Source organism: Streptomyces sp. NBC_01429 (assembly GCF_036231945.1).
Classification (GTDB): Bacteria; Actinomycetota; Actinomycetes; order Streptomycetales; family Streptomycetaceae; genus Streptomyces.
This window is the reverse complement of record NZ_CP109599.1, coordinates 3,138,749-3,157,694: the sequence shown is the minus strand read 5'-3', so window position 1 is coordinate 3,157,694 and position 18,946 is coordinate 3,138,749. Positions and strand designations below refer to the sequence as shown.

Sequence of the window (18,946 nt, the reverse complement as noted above, 5' to 3'; positions counted from 1 at the left end):
CCGGAGGACCCGATGAACGTGCTCGACGTCAGGGGACTGACGATCCGTACGGACGAGGGACGCGACCTCGTCTCCGACGTCTCCTTCTCGATCGGCGCGGGCTCCCGGCTCGGCCTGGTCGGCGAGTCGGGGTCGGGCAAGTCGCTGACCGCGCTCGCCGTCATGGGCCTGCTGCCGCCCGGCATGACCGCGTCGGGATCCATCTCCCTGACCGCCCACGGCGCGCCGCCCGCCGAGATCGTCGGCGCCACCGAGCGGCGGCTGAACGGGCTGCGCGGCCGCGCGGCCACCGTCGTCTTCCAGGAACCCCTCACCGCCCTCGACCCGCTGATGCGGCTGGGCGCCCAGCTCGCCGAGCCGCTGCGGCTCCGGCACGGCCGGGGGCTGCGCGGCCCGGCGCTGCGCCGCGCGGTGGAGGAGGCCCTCGACCGGGTGCGGCTGCCCGAGCCCGACCGGATCGCCCGCGCGTATCCGCACGAGATCTCCGGCGGCCAGCGCCAGCGGGTCGCCCTCGCCATGGCCCTGGCCTGCGAACCCGCGCTGCTGATCGCGGACGAGCCGACGACCGCGCTGGACGTCACGGTGCAGGCGGAAGTGCTCGCGTTGCTGGACGGGCTGGTGGCGGGGCGGGACATGGCGCTGCTGTTCATCAGCCACGACCTGGCGGTCGTCTCCGCCGTCACCGACCATGTGCTGGTGCTCAAGGACGGTACCGCCGTGGAGTCCGGCACCGTGGGCGACATCGTGAGCCGCCCCGTCCACCCGTACACCCGGGACCTGGTGGGAAGTGCCCGCCATCTCGAAAGCGCTCTGGAACGGATCGTCCGATGACTGTGCCGCGCGAGCCGGGTGAGCTGAGTGGGCCGAGCGGTCCGAGCGGGCCGAGTGAGCCGGGCGAGCCGATTCTGGCCGCCGACGACGCCGGGTTCGCCTACCGGGGCGCGCCGCCCGTACTGCACGGCGTCTCGCTGGGCATCACGGCGGGACGCAGCGTCGGTCTGGTCGGCGAGTCGGGGGCCGGCAAGACCACGCTGCTCCGGCTGCTGCTCGGCCTCACCCGCCCCACCAGCGGGCGGATCCTCTTCGAGGGCGGCGAACTCCGGCCGCGCGACCGGGAGCAGATGCGCCGCTTCCGGCGCGGTGTGCAGAGCGTGTTCCAGGACCCGTACTCCTCGCTCGACCCCCGTCAGCGGGTCGGCCGGATCGTCTCGGAGCCGCTGCGCTCGCTGGGGCCGGCGGCGGAGCCGGGGGTACGGGGGTACGGGGTGCTCGGGCGCGGGGCACGGCGGGACGATCCGCGCGTCGGCGCCGCGCTCGAAGCGGTCGGGCTCCCGGCGGACGCGGCGGAGCGCTACCCGCACGAATTCTCCGGCGGTCAGCGCCAGCGCGTCGCGATCGCCCGCGCCACGGTCTGCGATCCGCGCGTGCTGCTCGCCGACGAGCCGGTCAGCGCCCTCGACGTGACCACCCGGGTCAGGATCGTCGATCTGCTGCTGGAGCTGAAGGAGACCCGTGGACTGACCATCGCGATGGTCTCGCACGACCTGTCGGTGGTGGCCGCGCTCTGCGAGTGGACGGCGGTGCTGGAGTACGGGCGGGTGGTGGAGCAGGGTGACACCGCCTCCGTACTGGGCTCGCCGTCCCACCCGTACACCCGGCGGCTGATCGCGAGCGTGCCGAGGCTTCCGGCGGCGGACAGCAGCCGGTAGGTGTAGGCAGGGGGCAGTTCCCGGTGGTGCCGGAGGTCCTGGCGGTTCTCCTGGCGGTGCCGGGTTACGTGTCGGCCGGTGGGCCGGGGCGCAGCTTGCGGTCCAGCGCCATCGACAGCTCCGCCGCCACCACGCTCTGCGCCAGCGGGCGCAGTCCGGCCGGGTCCATGGCGGCGGTCCCGTCGTGGGACCGCAGGATGCCGACGAAGATCTCGGCGAGCGCGTCCGCGTGGATCCGGACGTGGCGGCCCGCGTCCAGGACCGCCGCGAGCGGGACGCCGTCCCGTACCAGGCCCGCCGATACGTCCAGCAGCCGGCGGCTGATGTGGACGATGTCCGTGCCGTCCGTGGCGAGATAGCCGAGGTCGAGCGCGGCCCGCAGATTCTCGGGGGTGACCTCGCCCTCGAAGTAGTCGGCGAGTTCCTCGGGGGAGAGCCGTACGGGCGTCTCCTCGGAGGGTTCGCCGAGGCCGAGGACCTCGCCGACGTCCCGGCCGGTCTCGATCGCGGCGGCGAGGTCGGCGATGCCGTTCAGGGTGTGGCCGCGCTCCAGCAGGGCGGCGATCGTCCGCAGCCTGGCCAGGTGACCGTCGTCGTACCAGGCGATCCGGCCCTCGCGGCGGGGTGGCTGGATCAGCCCGCGCTCGCGGTAGAAGCGCACGGTGCGGACCGTGATGCCCGCCTCCCGGGCCAGCTCCTCCATGCGGTACTCACGGTGCGCGCGACCTTCTGCCATGCCGGGAAGCCTATGTCCCCTCCCGGACACTTGGTCGGGTCCGCCCCCTACCCATGAGTACGGAGCTGCCCTAGTCTCCGCACTGTGCCAGTGATTGCTGGCATCGTTTTCCCGTTGGTGGGTCAGGAGGCGGTATGGGCCAGGACGAGCACGTACGCGAGGGCCGGCATGTGCGCGAGGGCCAGCACGTACGCGTGGCGGTGATCGGATCCGGATTCGGTGGTCTGGGAGCGGCCGTCCGGCTGCGCAGAGAGGGCGTCACCGACTTCGTCGTCCTGGAGCGGGCCGGTTCCGTCGGCGGGGCCTGGCGGGACAACAGCTACCCCGGCTGCGCCTGCGACGTGCCCTCGCACCTCTACTCGTTCTCCTTCGCCCCCAACCCCGACTGGCCGCGCACCTTCTCCGGGCAGCGGCACATCAGGGCGTATCTGGAGCATGTCGCCGACACCTTCGGGCTCCGGCCGCATCTGCGGCTCGACCACGAGGTGCGGCTGATGCGCTGGGACAACGACGCGCTGCGCTGGGAGATCGAGACCGCGCGCGGCACCCTCACCGCCGATGTGATCGTCTCGGCGACCGGCCCGCTCTCCGACCCGAAGATCCCGGACATCCCCGGGCTCGACGGCTTCCCCGGCAAGGTCTTCCACTCCGCGCGCTGGGACCACGGCTACGACCTGCGCGGCAAGCGCGTGGCGGTGATCGGTACCGGCGCCTCCGCCATCCAGATCGTCCCCGCGATCCAGCCCGAGGTGGCGCGGCTGACGCTCTTCCAGCGGACCCCGCCATGGGTGATGCCCCGGGTCGACCGGGCGATAAGCGCGGCGGAGCGCGGGCTGCACCGCGCACTGCCCTTCACCGGGCGAGTGCGGCGCGGACTGCTCTGGTCCATAAGGGAGTTGCAGATCCAGGCGTTCACCAAACGGCCGAACGAACTCGGGCTGGTCGAGTCCCTCGCCCGCGCCAACATGACGAAGTCGGTCAAGAACCCGGCGCTGCGGGCCAAGCTCACGCCCTCGTACCGCATCGGCTGCAAGCGCATCCTGCTCTCCAGCTCGTACTATCCGGCCCTGGCGCGCCCCAACGTCGACGTGGTCGCCTCCGGCCTCGCCGAGGTCCGCGGCTCGACGCTCGTCGCGGCGGACGGTACGCGCACCGAGGCGGACGCGATCGTCTTCGGCACCGGCTTCCATGTCACGGACACACCGATCACCGACCGGGTGGTGGGCGCTGACGGCATCACGCTCGCCGAGGCGTGGAAGGACGGCACGGAGTCGCTGCGCGGCGCGACCGCCGCCGGATTCCCCAACTGGATGACGATCATCGGGCCCAACACCGGGCTCGGGAACTCCTCGATGATCCTGATGATCGAGTCCCAGCTGAACTACATGGCCGACTATCTGCGGCAGCTGGACGGCCTCAGCGGCCGGGGTTCCGGCCGCGAATCCACGCCGGTCGCGCTCTCGCCGCGCGCCGCGGCCGTACGCGTCTGGAACCAGCGGGTGCAGCGCCGGATGGCCCGCACGGTCTGGAACACCGGCGGCTGCACCAGCTGGTACCTCGACGCGAACGGCCGCAACACCACCGTCTGGCCGGGCACCACGACCGAGTTCCGGCGGGCGACCCGGGAGGTGAACCTCGCGGAGTACGAGGTGATCCGCGCCGGGTCCCGCACCGGGAGCGGTATGAGCGGGAAGGAGGCCGTCCGATGAGGCAGCCGCCCAGGGAACGCGAAGTGTCCATACGCTCCGCCGACGGTTCCCGCATACACGCCGAGGTGTACGGCGAGGAGGGCCGGCCCGCCGTCGTCCTCGCGCACGGCTGGACCTGCTCCCTGCGCTTCTGGGCCGCGCAGCTCGCGGACCTCGCCGTCGACCACCGGGTGATCGCCTACGACCAGCGCGGACACGGCCGCACCCCCGCGCCCTCGGGGAGCGCGGGCCGCTCCGCGGGCCACTCCGCCGGCTACTCCACGGACGCGCTCGCCGACGACCTGGAGGCGGTGCTCGCGGCCACCCTGGAGCCCGGCGAGCGCGCCGTGCTCGCCGGGCACTCCATGGGCGGCATGACGATGATGGCCGCCGCGCGCCGGCCCGCCTTCCGGGAGCACGCCGCTGCCGTTCTGCTGTGCAGCACCGGCAGCTCGCGGCTGGACTTCCACACGCGCATCGTGCCGATGCGCGCCGGGCGCGTGCGGACCGCGCTCACCCGGCGGATCCTGGGGGCACCCCTCCCGCTGGGGCCGGTCACACCGGTCTCGAAGCGGCTGCTGCGGTACGGGACGATGGGCGCGGGCGCGGCCCCCGACCGGGTGGCGCAGTGCGCGCGTCTCGTGCACGCGTGCCCCAGGCCCGTCCGGGTCGGCTGGTCGCGCGTCCTCGGCGAGCTGGATCTCGACGCGGAGGTACGGGAGTTGACCGTACCCACCGCCGTGATCGCCGGCGGCGGTGACCGGCTGACCCCGCCGGGCGGGGCGCGGGCGCTGGCCGCCGCGCTGCCGAAGTGCGTATCGCTGACCGTACTGACCGGCGTCGGGCACATGACGCCGGTGGAGGCACCGGAGGTCGTCACCGGGGCGATCCGCGAGCTGAGCACCACGTATCTGACCACGGGCGCCGAGGAGGCGACGACATGAGCGGCGGTACGAGTGGGGGTACGGGTGGGGGTACGGGTGGCGCGGGCGGTACAAGCCGTCCGAGCGGCGCGGGCGGTACGGGTGGCGCGGGCCGGCGGAGCTTCCGGCAGCTCGAAGGGCAGGTCGCCGTCGTCACGGGCGCGGCGCGCGGCGTCGGGGAGCTGCTGGCGCGCAAACTCTCCGCGCGCGGCGCGAAGGTGGCGCTCGTCGGCCTGGAGGCGGCGGAGCTGAAGCGGGTCGCCGGGCGGCTGCACGCGGAGTGCGACCACTGGTACGCCGATGTCACCGACGCCACCGCCATGGCCCGGGTCGCCGCGGAGGTCGAACAGCGCTTCGGCCGGGTCGACATCGTGGTGGCCAACGCGGGGGTGGCCTCCGGCGGACCGTTCGAGCACTCCGACCCGGACGCGTGGCGCCGGGTCATCGAGGTCAATCTGATCGGCGGCGCGGTGACGGCGCGGGCCTTCCTCCCGGCGCTGCGGCGCAACCGCGGCTACTTCCTCCAGATAGCGTCGCTCGCCGCGATGACGCCCGCGCCGATGATGACCGCGTACTGCGCGTCCAAGTCCGGCGTCGAGGCGTTCGCGCACAGTCTGCGCGGCGAGGTCGCTCACCAGGGGGTACGGGTCGGCGTCGGCTATCTGTCCTGGACGGACACCGACATGGTGCGGGGCGCCGACCGGGACGCGGCGATGCGCGAGCTGCGGCGGCGGCTGCCCTGGCCCGCCAACCGTACGTATCCGCTCGGCCCGGCCGTGGACCGTCTCGTCGCCGGGATAGAGCGGCGCGCCCCGCACGTGTACGCGCAGTGGTGGCTGCGCGGCACCCAGGGCGTACGGGGATATCTGCCCGGGGTCATCGCCACGGTCGGGCGGCGCGAGATGCGGCGCCTCGAACCGCGGCTCGGGGACGTGACCAAGGGGCTCGTGGGCGCGGGCGGGGAGGCCGACGAACGGGACCGTACGCTGGGTAATTGATCGAAATGCGTGGAATGTCGGCTCGTGTCAGTCTGGTCGAGGCCCCACCCCTGAAGGTTCCCGGGCCCCCAAGATTCAGGAGCTGACATTCCATGGGCATTTCCGACCAGTTCAAGGACAAGGCACAGCAGCTCGCCGACCAGGCGAAGGCGAAGGCGGACGAGAAGAAGGACCCGTCGAAGAACAAGGACCGCGCGCAGGACGCCCGCGACCAGGGCCGGTCGAGGGCCCAGGACGCGCGCGACGAGATGGACGACCGCTTCGACCACTGACGCGGCGCCGCTCCGGTGCTTCGAGGAGAGCGCACCCGGCTCCCCGATCACCGACCCGGACCGGGCCGGCTTCAGCATCAACATCCGCAGCCGGGGTGGGAGATGCTGGCGGGACGAAAACGGCACCCGTGGACCTTGAAGCGTAGAGAGCTCCATGATCCACGGGTGCCTTGTTCACGTGCGTCGCAGGCCCGCCATCTGTACTGATCCGCTCAAGTTCGGACGATCCCGGCAAACGCCGGGGCCCTGTGGTGACCTCACATCCCTGCGGTCAGCTGAGCCGGACGGAGTCAGCTGAGCCGGACGGAGAGGATCGCGCCGAGGAAGCCCCCGGTGTCGACCTGCGCGGCGTGCCACCTCTGGGAACCGCGGGTTCCGTACATGCTGAAGAAATAGAGTGGATCGTCACGGGAAGCGGTTTTGGTAGAGACGTCCGGATCATGCCGGGCGTAGTTCTCCATAGTGATGTAATCTTCGCCGCTGACAGCGACGGGCGTTCCGAAGTGGTAGTCGAAATAGGTGCCTCTGTTGGCCGCCCGGTATTCTTCCTGCTCTGCGTTCCCGTAGCCGACGGTCGTGATCGGGACGCCGAGCTTTGGTACCAGGTACTCGCTGACGTCGAGCTTCTTGATCGCCTTCTTGACATCGTCGGGATAGCGCGCCTGGTATTCCTGGTAGGTACCGCTCAGCTCATGGGACCACTTCATGAATCCGGCCATATCGCCTTTGTCTGCCATCTTCTTCGCATTTCTCTGCGCCTTGGAATGCCGACTCGATTTCTCCACTCGGTCAAGGATTGCGACCAGGGTGTCCTCCCAGAGCTGGATTCCTGTAGTGGCTGCTCCGGAGAAGCCACTGACGAACTCGCCCATCTCGTTGCACCGCTGAGGTGTTCTGACGTCAGTGGCCATCTGCTTCTTTTTTGGCACCTCGGGGAAAACTTGGTGGAGGACGGTATCGGACTTTCCGGCCCGGGCGATCTTCAGTTGGCGACTGGTGGCGATGAGGCGGACCTTCCCCTTCTGCTTTTCCAGCTTTTTGTTCGCCGCCGAGACGTGTGCCAGGGTGGCGTAGAAGCACTTGGCTTCAGCTCCGTCCTCAACGGCGAGATCCGCTTTGTCCGAGATGCGCAGCGGTACGCTGCCGTTGTAGACGATGTTTGCCTGGAGTTCCTTGGTGTGCGCTTGGGGGTCGGCGAAGAAACTGCCGTTTCCGCCCCTTGTCTGGCTGCTGAAGAAGCCGGTGTCACCCGTCGCGTCCGTGGCCCGCTCGCCATCGGGTTGGTGGCGCATCTTGGGATAGTTCTCGGCGCCCGGTTGCACCACTTGATAGCGCTGGACGGGCGTCTGTGCGGGCGACGTGGCATGTCCGGCGGCGTCCGGCGTGGAGGTGCGCGCGGGGGCCTGCGGTGTTGTTGTGTCCACTGCCCGCCGCATGACGCGAGTCGCGTTCGCCTCGGCCTCGCGCTCGTATCGGTCGGAAGGGTCGGAGATCGACAAGCCATCGCCGCTGTCGGTACCGGAGACCGAGCCCTTGCGCTGCTGTATGACGTGGGTGAGCTCGTGGACCAGGGTGTGCTTGCTGTTCCCGCCCTTGCCGAGCACGATGTGGTGGCCCGAGGTGTAGGCGTGGGCGCCGACCTCGCTGGCGGACCTGCGGGCGGCGGCGTCGTCGTGCATGCGAACGTCGGAGAAGTCGTCGCCGAGCCGCTGCTCCATGTCCGAACGCGTCGCCTGGTCCAGGGGTCGGCCCGGGGTGCGGAGCACGTCGTGCACGGTCGAGCGCTGCACCGGTGCGGGCTCGGCGGCCGGCTCGGCGGCGGTGTGGCCGCAGCCGGCAGTGTGCTGATGCTGGGCCCAGGGATGCCCTGCCTGTTGCAGGACGCGTGCCATGGCGGCGTTCCCCGCGGTGCGTTGCAGAGCGAGGGCGCCTTGGAGGGGGCTCTGCCGCGCGGCGGGGTGGACGCGGCGGCCATTTTCGGACACCGGCCTGCCATTGTCTTTTTTGTGCACTGGTGGGAGCCTTTCCTGTGCTCGCTTTTGGCCGTTCTCCATGGGGTGGGCCCTTATGCGGCGATAGTTCTTGAGATTCACTCGGTGTTGCCCGGGTGGATCGGATTACCGGCGACACCCTGTGTGCGGCCTAAGCTAGCGTTCCTGTGATAGTTGTTCCAGGCTGGCCTCGGTGTTGCACCCCGAATTCCCAGGGTGGTGAAGTTTCGTCACAAACTGCAAAAGGTGCCCCGTGGCCTGCGATGATCCGGCTTGTCCAACCCGGATCGTGCACGGCCCGCGGATTGCGCCTCGGCGTCAGTGCCGCCGATATCGCGGCTCTCCAGGCCGGACTCGCGGACTGTCTCGGCCGGCAGTACCGACCCGGCCCGCGGGAGCACCCACGGTCGCCACCCCGCCACCGCTACCTCGCGCGCGGTGGCAGCGGCGGGCGGCGCAGGTCCGGGACCGCTCCGTAACCGGGCGGGGTCGACGCCGGGTGTCCGGCCAGCAGGTCGAGGGCCATCCACACCGCGTCGTCGAGCTGTGCGTGCCGGCCCTCCGCCCAGTCCAGGGGGGTACGCAGCGCCTCCACGTCCGGCGCCACGCCCCGGTTCTCGATGGACCAGCCGTACGCGTCGAACCAGGCCGCGTTCATCGGCACCGTGATCACCGTGCCGTCCGCCAGCCGGTGGCGTCCCGTCATGCCGACCACCCCGCCCCAGGTGCGCTGCCCGACCACCGGCCCCAGGTTCAGCAGCTTGAACGCCGCGGTGATCATGTCGCCGTCGGAGGCGGTCGCCTCGTCGGCCAGCGCGACCACCGGGCCGCGTGGGGCGTTGGAGGCGTACGAGACGGGCTGGGCGTCGCGGGTCAGGTCCCAGCCGACGATCCGGCGGCTGAGCTTCTCCACCACCAGCTCGCTGATGTGCCCGCCCGCGTTGCCCCGCACGTCCACGATCAGCGCGGGCCGGGAGACCTCAAGGCGCAGATCGCGGTTGAACTGCGCCCAGCCCGAGCCGCCCATGTCGGGGATGTGGAGGTAGCCGCACCGGCCGCCGCTGATCTCCCGTACGGCCTCCCGGCGTTTGGCCACCCAGTCCTGGTAGCGCAGCGGCCGCTCGTCGATCAGCGGCACCACAGCGACCCGCCGGTGCCGCTCGTCCTTGCTCTCGCGGCCCTCGCGCGCGGCCGGGCGGAAGGTGAGTTCGACCGTGGTGCCCCCGGCGGCGGAGAGCAGCGGGTACGGGCCGGTCACCGGGTCCACCGGGCGCCCGTCCACGTGGGTGAGCACCGCGCCCTCGCGGATCCCCGTACCCGCCAGCGGTGAGCGCGCCCGGGAGTCCGAGGAGTCGCCGGGCAGGATGCGCTTGACCGTCCAGTCCCCGTCCCTGCACACGAGGTTGGCGCCGAGCAGGCCCATCGCGCGCTGGTAGTGCGGCGGGCCCTCGTTGCGCCTGGCCGGGGTGACATAGGCGTGGGAGGTGCCCAGTTCGCCCATCACCTCGCGCAGCAGATCGGCGAACTCGTCGGGGGAGGCGACCCGTTCGAGCAGCGGACGGTACTGGTCGAGGACACCGTCCCAGTCGATGCCGCACATCTCCGGCTCCCAGAAGTACGCGCGGATGACGCGGCCCGCCTCCGCGTACGCCTGGCGCCACTCCGCCGCCGGGTCGACGTCGTGCAGGATGCGCCGGGGATCGAGGAAGACGGTCGTGTCGAGGTCGCCCAGCTCGGTGGCGGGTACGGCGCGCAGCTCGCCGTCGTCCACGACCACCAGCCTGCTGCCGTCGCCGCTGGTCGCGAACCAGTCGAGGTGGGAGACGAGTTCGCTCCTGCGCGCCTTGGCGATGTCGAAGTGTTCGAGGGTCGGCCGCCCCGACATGTCCGCCGGGTTGGCGAACGTCTCGCCGAGCGCCCCCGAGATCGGCCAGCGCAGCCAGACCAGCCCGCCCCCGGCGACCGGGCGGAGGGCCGAGTACTTGGACGCGGTGACGGGGAAGGGGGTGACCCGGTCGGCGAGGCCCTCGACCTCGACCGTGACCGTGCCGTCGCCCGAGTCGCTCAGCGCGGGATCGAGCCCGCCCGCCGCCGGACGGCCGTCGGGGGAGAGCGCGAAGGGGGAGGGGGTCGCGGAGGAGAGGGGGACGAGATAGGGGCGGCAGCCGAGCGGGAAGGAGAGGTCGCCGGTGTGCACGTCGTACACCGGGTCGAAGCCGCGCCAGGAGAGGAAGGCGAGGTAGCGGCCGTCGCTGGTGAAGACCGGGTTCTCGTCCTCGAACCGGCCGTTGGTGACATCGACGACGGTACGGGCGAAGCTGCCGGAGATCTTGGCGAGCTTGATCTGGCGCAGCGAGCGGCCGATGCCGGGGTGGGACCAGGTGAGCCAGCCGCCGTCGGGGGAGAAGGCGAGGTCGGTGACGGGGCCGTTGATGGAGCGGATGAGTTCGGTGACGGGGTCGGGGGGTGCGGGGGGCGTGGGGGGTGCTTCCGCTTCCGTGTCCGTCTTCGTATCCGTATCCGTGGGCTCGGTCGCGGTCGCCCCGTCCGTCTCGTCCGCCTCGTCCGCCACATCCACCAGCAGCAGCCGCCCGTCGTGCGAGGCGATCGCGATCCGTTTCCCCTCCGGGTCCGCGACCATCTCCAGGACGCGGCCCAGCCGCCCGGCGGCGAGCCGTCGCGGCTGCCGGTCGCCGCTCGCCCGGGGCAGATACGCGATCTCGACGGCGTCCTCGCCGTCCGCGTCCGTCACGTAGGCGACCTGGCCGCCGCTGCCGAGCATCACCGGGTTCCTGACCCGTACGCCCGGCGTGTCCGTGATGGTGCGGGCCGGGCCGTCGCGGTGGGTGAGCCAGTACAGGCTGCCGCGTACGGAGACGGCGCTCGCCCGGCCCGTCAGGTCCACGGAGAGCCCGTCGATGTGGCGGCCCGCCGGGACCTGGTAGCCGCGCCGTCCCGCGCGCGGCCCGCCGAGCCGTACGTCCAGCCTGCGCGGCACCGAGTCGGGGGTCAGCCCGTCCACCAGCCAGAGGTCGCCCGCGCACTGGTAGACCACCCGGCGCCCGTCGGACGAGGCGTGGCGGGCGTAGAAGGCGTCGTGGTCGGTGTGGCGGCGCAGATCGGTTCCGTCGGGCAGGCAGGAGTAGAGATTGCCGACGCCCTCGTGGTCGGAGAGGAAGGCGATGCGCCCGGCCACGAACATGGGCGAGTCGAGATGGCCGTCGATGTCCGCGAGCAGCCGCTCGCCGTGCAGCCAGAGCCGGCCGGTCGCCCCGCCCCGGTACCGCTTCCAGGCGGCGGGCTCGTGCGGCGGCTTCCCGGTGAGCAGGAGCGTACGGCGCTCGCCGTCGAGGTCGGCGACGGCGATGTCGGTCACCGGACCCCAGGGCAGCGCGCCGCCGGGGGAGCCGTCGGTGGGCAGGCTGTACGCCCAGGCGAAGTACGAGAAGGGCTGGCCGTGCGAGGAGACGGCGAGGATCTGCGCCTCGCCGTCCCGGTCGGGCGGGGTCCAGCCGCAGACCCGGGTGTCGGTGGCGCCCCAGTAGGTCAGCCGCCGGGAGGGGCCGCCCGCCACCGGGGCGAGATGGATCTCCGGATCGAGGCTGCGCCAGGTCGTGTAGGCGATGTGGCTGCCGTCGGGCGAGAACCGGGGGTGGCCGATCCTGGTGCGGTCCACGGTCACCCGCCAGGCCCGCTCGGGCCGCTGCCCGGCCGGGGCGAGGGGGGCGATCCAGAGGTCGTCCTCGGCGACGAAGCACAGGGAGTCGTCGTGCAGGTGCGGGAAGCGGAGATACGCGGTCTCGTCACTCACCTCCCCCATGCTGCACTTGTCGGGGGTGGCGCGCCTCCTGAACGCGGGTTCCGGAGCGTGCGGGCGGGTTGCGGCGCGGTTCGCCGGACATTCCTCGCCGGACACTCTTCACCGGAGACTCTCCGCCGGACACTGTTCACGGCGTCGGACCGGTCTCTTGCCCTGTGACGTGCCGCGCGGCGCGGGTGTAGCGGGCGCCGAGGTCGGCGAATGCCGTGGCCAGTCGGGGCGGGCCGATGACCTCGATGTCGGTGTCGAAGCGGCCGACGGTGGCGGCGAGTCCGGTCCATGACCAGGAGCCGAGGGTGAGCCGGCAGTGCCGGGGGCCGAGTTCCTCGACGATTCCGTCCTGCGCGAAGGGCGCGACGTCGGCGGCCGGTAGGTGGAGGACGACTTCGCCTCGGCACGGCCAGTCGGTGGTGGTGCCGTCGTTGCCGCGGAACCGGCTGGTGATGAAGGTGGAGACGTTGCCGCCGGGGAGTTCGCGCGGGGCGAAGCGGGGGCCGGTGGGCGTGCGGGGCCGGACGCGGTCGACGCGGAAGGTGCGCCAGTCCTCGCGGTGGAGGTCCCAGGCCACCAGGTACCAGCGATGACGCCAGGTGACCAGGTGGTGGGGTTGTACGCGGCGGGCGTCATCGGCCGAGGTGCCTGGCCGACCCGGGGCGTAGTCGAAGCGCAGTTCCTCGTGGGCGTGGATGGCGCGGCTCAGGTCCATCAGAACCTGAGCGTCGGCCTGGGGGGTGTCGCCGGCCGCCGCGGGCGGCTGGACGGCGGTGATCCGCAACAGGTCGACGCGGTGGCGCAGGCGGGGCGGCATGACCTGGCGGAGGGTGGCCAGCGCGCGGGAGGCGTCCTCGGCGACGGCGGTGCCGGTGGCCGCGGTCTGTAGCGCGACGGCCAGGGCGACGGCCTGCTCGTCGTCGAACAGCATGGGCGGCAGGTGAGCGCCGGCCGCCAGGCGGTAGCCGCCGGCCGGTCCTTTGACGGTGGTGATCGGGTAGTCGAGTTCGCGCAGGCGCTCGATGTCACGGCGCACGGTGCGCGAGGTGATGCCGAGACGCTCGGCGAGATCGTCGCCGGACCAGTCACGGGGCGTCTGGAGCAGCGAGAGCAGCGCGAGCAGCCGGGCGGACGTCTTATGCATGACACCCATACTCCCCGAAGTACCGGACACAACCTGTCCGGTACCTCTGCCATCGTGACGGACGAGCCGCACGGGAGGCAGCGCGACAGGCCCCCTGGTCACGGCAGTCGCCGCTCGGCATCGACGGCCCGGCGGCGGCGCGCATTCGTCACATCGAGGCAAGGAGCAGGTCATGTCCGTCACGACCACCACTCATCTGAACTTCCGGGGCACCGCACGTGAGGCGCTGGACTTCTACCAGTCCGTCTTCGGCGGACGTACGGTCGCGGTCACCTACAAGGACGCGGGCGCCGTGCAGAACGAGAGCGAGGCGGACTGGGTGATGTGGGGCGAGGTGGCCGGCGACGACGGCTTCCACGTCATGGCCTACGACGTGCCCTCGCGGCTGCCCTGGAACCAGGGCGAGAACGCGTTCTTCGTCTCCGTGCGCGGCGACGACGCCGAGGAGATCAGCGCCCTGTGGAGCAGGCTCGCCGAGGGCTCGACCATCGTGAGTCCGCTGGAGCCCGCGCAGTGGGCGCCGCTGTACGGCATGCTCACCGACCGCTTCGGCGTCACCTGGGTCCTGGACGTCACCGCTCCGTACAACGGCTGAACCCGCGGACCGGCCTGACCGGACCTGACATGCCTACGCCGTCCGGGCCGCCGCAGCCACAAGGGCGGCCCGGACGGCGCGGGCACCGGACACGTAGAGAAGTACAGAAGTAGAGAAGTACAGAAGCAGAGAAGCGGAAGGAAGCGGGTCACCGTGCGCATGCGGAAGCTGGGACGGACCGGCATCGAAGTCAGTGCCTACTGCCTGGGCACCATGATGTTCGGCAGGACGGGCAACCCGGATCACGACGACTGCGTGGCCATGATCCACCGGGCGCTGGACGCGGGCATCAATTTCATCGACACCGCCGACGTCTACGGCTACAGCGAGACCGAGCAGATCGTCGGAAGGGCTCTCAAGGGACGCCGCGACGACGTCGTGCTCGCGACCAAGTTCAACGGACCGATGGGCGAGGGCCCCAACCGCGGCGGCAGCTCCCGGCGCTGGGTCGTCCAGGCGGTCGAGGGCTCGCTGAAGCGGCTGCGGACCGACTACATCGACCTCTACCAGATCCACCACCCCGACCCGCACACCGACATCGAGGAGACCCTCTCCGCGCTCACCGACCTCGTACGGGCCGGGAAGATCCGCGCGATCGGCTCCTCCAACCTGCCGGCCTCGGAGATCGTCGAAGCCCAGTGGGTGTCCCAGCAGCGTGGACTGCACCGCCTGCGCACCGAGCAGCCCACCTACTCCCTCCTCAACCGCGGCATCGAGCGGGAGATCCTGCCCGCCTGCCACCGCTACGGCCTCGGCGTTCTGGTGTGGAGCCCGCTGGCCATGGGCCTGCTCACCGGCAACTACCGCAAGAACGCGCCGCGGCCCGACAACGCCCGTATGCACTGGGTCCCCCGGCACCTCACCGACGAGCGCAAGCTCGACGCGGTCGAGCGGCTGCTCGCCCTCGCCGAGGAAGCCGGACACTCCCTCACGCACCTGGCCATGGCCTTCGCCACCAGCCACCCCGACGTCACCTCCGCCATCATCGGCCCGCGCACCAGGGGCCAGCTGGACGACCTGCTCGCCGGCGCCACCCTCACCCTCGACGACGACATCCTCGACAAGATCGACGCGATCGTCCCGCCCGGCACCGACATCGGCCCGCTGGACGTCTCCCGCACCCCGCCCTCCCTCACCCACCCCGACCTGCGCCGACGCCCGTCCCACGAGCGAGCTGTCGCCTGAGAATGGCCATGACTGTCCTTGACGCCCGCGCCCTCAACCGCGCCACCCTCGCCCGTCAGCACCTGCTCCGGCGCAGCGGCACCTCCACGGCGGAGGCGGTGGCCCACCTGTGCGGCCTCCAGGCGCAGGAGCCGCAGGAACCCTTCGTCGGGCTGTGGTCCCGCCTGTCCGGCTTCGAGCCCGGTCAACTGGACGACGCGCTGACCGGCCGCACGGTGGTGCGCACCCACCTGATGCGCCGCACCGTCCACCTCGTCACCGCCGACGACGCGCTCGCCTGGCGGGCCCGCCACGACACGATGCTCCGTCAGCGGGTCGTCGGAACCTACCGGCGCGAACTGGCCGGCATCGACCTGGACGAGGTCGCCGCCGTCGGCCGCGCGGTCATGGCCGACCGGCAGCCCCGCACCATGAGCCAGCTCGTACAGGCCGTCGAAGACCGCTGGCCCGGCCCGCCGCGCCGCGTCCTGGGCGAGCTGCTCGTCGCCGCCCTCGTCCCCATGGTCCAACTTCCGCCGCGCGGCCTGTGGCACCGGAGCGCCGGCGTACGCAACCTGCCGTTGGCCACCTGGCTGGAGCGGGACATCGACCCCCTGCCCACCGGGGACGGCGATCCCGTCGGGCAGCAGCTGCTGCGCCGCTACCTGGCCGCCTACGGGCCCGCCGCCGGCGCGGACCTGCGCGCCTGGTGCGGCCTCGCCGGTCTCCCCGCCGCCGTCAAGGCCGCCCGGGAGGAACTCGTCGTCTTCCGCGACGAACGCGGCCGCGAGCTGTTCGATCTGCCCGACGCGCCCCGCCCCCACCCCGACACCCCGGCCCCCGTCCGGTTCCTCCCGGCCTTCGACAACGCCATCCTCGGCTACCACGACCGCGGCCGCGTCATCGACGTCCCCCACCTCGGCCTGTCCGTCGCGGGCCACCGCACGGTCCTCGTCGACGGCCGCGTCACCGCCACCTGGGCCGTACGCGACCACCGGCTTCGCATCAGCCCCCTGCGCGCCCTCACCGCCCCGGAACAGGAGGCCGTCCGCGCCGAGGCCCAGGACCTGGCCACCTTCCTGGACGAGGGCATCGAGCACGTCCAACTCGACACCGAGAGCTGACGTCACCGCGGTCGCGGGCGTGTGGCGCGGAACATCGGGGTTCATGGGCGGGTCGGTGAGCTGGTGACCGTGGGCGCCTCGGTGGAGGTCCGGGCCGTCGCGGGGAGCGCCCTCGGGGGTGCGGTTCGGGCAGCGCGGCCACTGGTGGATGGGGTGCGGCTGCCGATTCCCGCCCATACCGCCCAGATGTCCGCCGGGGGTGGAGGGCGCGAGGACGGGGGCGGATTCCCCAGTGGCCCTCTGTGTCAGAGTGCGCGCGGCAAATCGCTCCCTACGTCCATGACGGCGGCGATGTGCGCGGGCGTGAGCGGAACGCGCGCGCCGCAGGCGCGGCGCTCTCCGGCGCCGTAACCGGTGCACGGCGGTGCCCGGCCGTCTCGCCGGTTGACGGTCTCACCTGCCGGATTGCCAGTAGGTCAGCCAATGCTGGGCCAGGCGGGACATGTTCCTTTTCCACACCTGGGGATCGTTGCGCGCGATCTCGTTCCATGTTCGGGCGTTCGCCTCGGAGAAGATCCGCACCGATGCGTCCGTGGCCGCCGCCCACGAGGAGAACTGCTCGCGCGCCCACGCGTCCGCCACAGGGGCGGAGTGCCCTGCTTCCATGAGTCTCAGGATGAGCACAGCGGGGTCGATCCACGCTGCTCCCCGGGTCGGCCATGCCCAGTCGACGAGGTGCCCACGCGTCGTGATGAGCATGTTGTGCGGCGCGAGGTCTGTGTGCAGCAACGTGTTGCCGACGAGCACCTCGACGCCCGCGGGGCCGGTGTATCCGCTCCACCTGTCCTCGGCGCGCTTGAGTTCGATGTCAGGGCACGGGGTGTTCTGCAGCTCTACCAGGGCCCGGGCGACGAGCGGCAGATCGGAGGAACCGGGGACGTAGTCGGCGTGGCGGCCGATGAGGTGCTCGTAACCGATCAGGTCCCATCCGCCGGCCTGGACGTGCCACAGCAGCCGGGGACACGACGGCGGCAGATACGGGTTGATCGCGGCCTCGCGCCGCTGTGTCCGGACCTGCGGGTGATCGGCGGGCACGCCCTTGACGAACAGAGTCGCGTCGGCGGTGTGGATGGTGGCGGCGATACCGGAGTTGGCGCCGGCGTCGGCTGTTGCGGCGCGTACTACCGGGCCGGTGCGTTTCTCGACGGCGTCGCGCGCGGCGAGCGGTAGGTCGTCCCAGTGGAGGCGGTCTACGGGCATGTGCGGTTCCTGTGGTGGACGGGCGAGCCGCCCCGACCCTACGCGGGCGGGGGCGGCTTCGTGGTGCGTGCGGGGTTTAGTACGGCTGGTCGTCGTCGGCCTGGCACGAGCAGCCGAGGCTCTCGGAGAACGTGCCGATCTCCTTCGTGACGCGGAACTCGTCGTCAGCGATCGGTCGGGACGTGATCGCTACCGGTAGTGGGCCGGGGGGAGGCTTACGGGTCGCGGTTTCGTCCGTGGTGCGGGGCTCGACGCTGGTTGCCATGGATGTCACCTCACTGATTCGGGGTCGGGATGCTGGCAGTACATGCTGCGTGGTGCCTTCGCCTCCTGGTAGAGCTTGGCCATGGGGCGGCAGGTGGTGCAGCCGCCTGGATTGCCGTCGGCGGTTTTCTGGCCGAACGTGCAGTCGGCACAGCCTCCGGTGCGAAGCTGTAGGCCGTCGGCGATGTCTCCGAGGCGCTTGAGTCCCTCGATGCCTTCCCGCATCAACGGGATGTGAGGGTCGCGGCCGATCTTGCATATGGACGCGTGGCCGAACGGGTCGGCGTGGAAGAACGTGTGTCCGGCGTTGCAGCCGGTGAACGGCTTCCGCTCGCGGAGGTATTTGACGGCCTGTTCGGGGATCGGGGTCGCATCGCCCTGGATGGTGGGCGACATGTTGGTGAACACGAATACCTGGCCGTACTGCTCCGCGAGCCGTTCCATGGCGGCGAACTCGTCGGCGTTGTCCTTCGTGATGACGATGTTCAACTGCAAGCGCAGGCCGGCCTCGCTAGCGGCGTCGAGGCCACGCATGAAGCGGCTGAACGCGCCTCGGTTGCGGGTGAACCCATCGTATGTCTCCTCGGTCGCGCCGTAGACGCTGAGCGACAGGTGATGGGGTGGGCGTTCGGTGAGAGTCTCCAGGATCCTTGGTTTGTGGAGCTGTGACCCGTTGGTGGAGATCGTCAGCATGATGCCGAGGCCATAGGCGTACGAGTACGCCTCGGGGAACTCGCGGTCGATCAGTGGCTCACCACCCGTGATCTGAAGCCACAACACGCCGGCGTCGCGCATGATGTCGAGTAGCCGGACCTTGTCGGCCCAAGGCATTCCCTCGAATCGCTTTAACCCGAGGTAGCAGTGAGGACAGTCGTAGTCACAGCCCTTGTTGATCTCGTACGACGCGCGGGCCATGCCATACGGGGAGGGGGCGCGTACGAGGACGGTATCGCGCAAGGGCAGGTGCGCGGGGAGGTCAATCCCCCATGCCTGGCGCGCGCCGTCGACGAACCAGCGCGGAACCTCAGCGCCCGTGCTCGCAGCCTTGCTCAGGTCGAGGTATCGGGCGCGCGGGATCTGTATCCCGTTGTCGTCACCGGGGCGTAAGACGAGGTACTCGTCGAGGAACGGGCTGGCGATCAGTTCGGGCACGAGTCCTCCATCAGGAAGTGGGCCGGTGCGTCTCCGGACAGGAGCTGTGAGGCACTGGCCCCGCGCTGGGCAATCACGTCCAACACAGAGGCTCGGTATCGGGCGCCGTTTCGTGCCGTACGCCTGCGGTGGCGCGCCGCTTTCGACGAGGAGGGGAGGAATACGCGGCGGGAGA

At 71.2% G+C, this 18,946-nt stretch carries 16 protein-coding genes; 9 read left to right on the top strand and 7 right to left on the bottom strand.

The genetic code is table 11. The features are described 5' to 3' along the window. Positions 1-12: 12 nt before the first annotated feature. Together OG627_RS13370 and OG627_RS13365 are read left to right on the top strand one after the other, a co-directional pair. On the top strand, positions 13-831 hold the full coding sequence (locus OG627_RS13370) for an ABC transporter ATP-binding protein (RefSeq protein WP_329064744.1): 819 nt from the start codon (positions 13-15) through the stop codon (positions 829-831). Beyond that, positions 828-1,709, top strand: coding sequence for an ABC transporter ATP-binding protein (locus OG627_RS13365; protein ID WP_329064742.1), 882 nt, complete (start codon positions 828-830; stop codon positions 1,707-1,709). Before OG627_RS13370 ends, OG627_RS13365 begins: the two co-directional genes overlap by 4 nt. Positions 1,710-1,773: 64 nt before the next feature. Here OG627_RS13365 and OG627_RS13360 read toward each other — a convergent pair whose 3' ends face one another. Next, positions 1,774-2,445: a MerR family transcriptional regulator gene (locus OG627_RS13360; protein WP_329064740.1), complete on the bottom strand. Its 672-nt coding sequence runs from the start codon at positions 2,443-2,445 to the stop codon at positions 1,774-1,776. A gap of 134 nt (positions 2,446-2,579) precedes the next feature. Between OG627_RS13360 and OG627_RS13355 the strand changes: the two genes are divergently transcribed. From OG627_RS13355 to OG627_RS13340, 4 genes are all read left to right on the top strand, one after another. After that, a complete protein-coding gene (locus OG627_RS13355) occupies positions 2,580-4,154 on the top strand; it encodes a flavin-containing monooxygenase (protein ID WP_329064739.1) in 1,575 nt (524 codons plus the stop codon). After that, positions 4,151-5,077 (top strand): alpha/beta fold hydrolase, encoded by a 927-nt coding sequence (locus OG627_RS13350; RefSeq protein ID WP_329064737.1) that lies wholly within the window; start codon positions 4,151-4,153, stop codon positions 5,075-5,077. The genes OG627_RS13355 and OG627_RS13350 overlap by 4 nt, the downstream gene beginning before the upstream one ends. After that, positions 5,074-6,054, top strand: a complete 981-nt coding sequence (locus OG627_RS13345; protein ID WP_329064735.1) for an SDR family oxidoreductase — start codon at positions 5,074-5,076, stop codon at positions 6,052-6,054. Before OG627_RS13350 ends, OG627_RS13345 begins: the two co-directional genes overlap by 4 nt. A 92-nt stretch (positions 6,055-6,146) precedes the next feature. Next, positions 6,147-6,326 carry a hypothetical protein gene (locus tag OG627_RS13340; RefSeq protein WP_329064733.1) on the top strand — a complete coding sequence of 60 codons (180 nt, stop codon included), beginning with the start codon at positions 6,147-6,149 and terminating at the stop codon, positions 6,324-6,326. 290 nt (positions 6,327-6,616) lie between these two features. On the opposite strand, the gene OG627_RS13335 is transcribed toward OG627_RS13340, so the two are convergent. The 3 genes from OG627_RS13335 to OG627_RS13325 form a co-directional block, all read right to left on the bottom strand. Continuing rightward, positions 6,617-8,218, bottom strand: a complete 1,602-nt coding sequence (locus OG627_RS13335; protein WP_329064731.1) for an eCIS core domain-containing protein — start codon at positions 8,216-8,218, stop codon at positions 6,617-6,619. 523 nt (positions 8,219-8,741) lie between these two features. Then, positions 8,742-12,128, bottom strand: a complete 3,387-nt coding sequence (locus OG627_RS13330; RefSeq protein WP_329064729.1) for a S41 family peptidase — start codon at positions 12,126-12,128, stop codon at positions 8,742-8,744. Positions 12,129-12,264: 136 nt separating this feature from the next. Next, entirely contained in the window at positions 12,265-13,272 is a 1,008-nt protein-coding gene (locus tag OG627_RS13325; RefSeq protein WP_329064727.1) for a helix-turn-helix transcriptional regulator, read from the bottom strand. Positions 13,273-13,444: 172 nt separating this feature from the next. On the opposite strand from OG627_RS13325, the gene OG627_RS13320 reads away from it, so the two are divergent. The 3 genes from OG627_RS13320 (at position 13,445) to OG627_RS13310 (ending at position 16,155) form a co-directional block, all read left to right on the top strand. Then, on the top strand, positions 13,445-13,867 hold the full coding sequence (locus tag OG627_RS13320) for a VOC family protein (RefSeq protein WP_329064725.1): 423 nt from the start codon (positions 13,445-13,447) through the stop codon (positions 13,865-13,867). Positions 13,868-14,020: 153 nt separating this feature from the next. Further along, on the top strand, positions 14,021-15,052 hold the full coding sequence (locus tag OG627_RS13315) for an aldo/keto reductase (RefSeq protein WP_329064723.1): 1,032 nt from the start codon (positions 14,021-14,023) through the stop codon (positions 15,050-15,052). An 8-nt stretch (positions 15,053-15,060) separates the two neighbouring features. Further along, positions 15,061-16,155 (top strand): winged helix DNA-binding domain-containing protein, encoded by a 1,095-nt coding sequence (locus OG627_RS13310; RefSeq protein ID WP_329064721.1) that lies wholly within the window; start codon positions 15,061-15,063, stop codon positions 16,153-16,155. Between the two features lie 393 nt (positions 16,156-16,548). Here OG627_RS13310 and OG627_RS13305 read toward each other — a convergent pair whose 3' ends face one another. From OG627_RS13305 to OG627_RS13295, 3 genes are all read right to left on the bottom strand, one after another. Then, positions 16,549-17,355 carry an aminoglycoside phosphotransferase gene (locus OG627_RS13305; RefSeq protein ID WP_329064719.1) on the bottom strand — a complete coding sequence of 269 codons (807 nt, stop codon included), beginning with the start codon at positions 17,353-17,355 and terminating at the stop codon, positions 16,549-16,551. Between the two features lie 76 nt (positions 17,356-17,431). After that, positions 17,432-17,620, bottom strand: a complete 189-nt coding sequence (locus OG627_RS13300) for a hypothetical protein (protein WP_329064718.1) — start codon at positions 17,618-17,620, stop codon at positions 17,432-17,434. A gap of 5 nt (positions 17,621-17,625) precedes the next feature. Next, the gene (locus OG627_RS13295; RefSeq protein WP_329064716.1) at positions 17,626-18,771 is read right to left on the bottom strand and encodes a radical SAM protein; all 1,146 of its coding nucleotides are present in this window, start codon (positions 18,769-18,771) and stop codon (positions 17,626-17,628) included. Positions 18,772-18,946 lie beyond the last annotated feature (175 nt).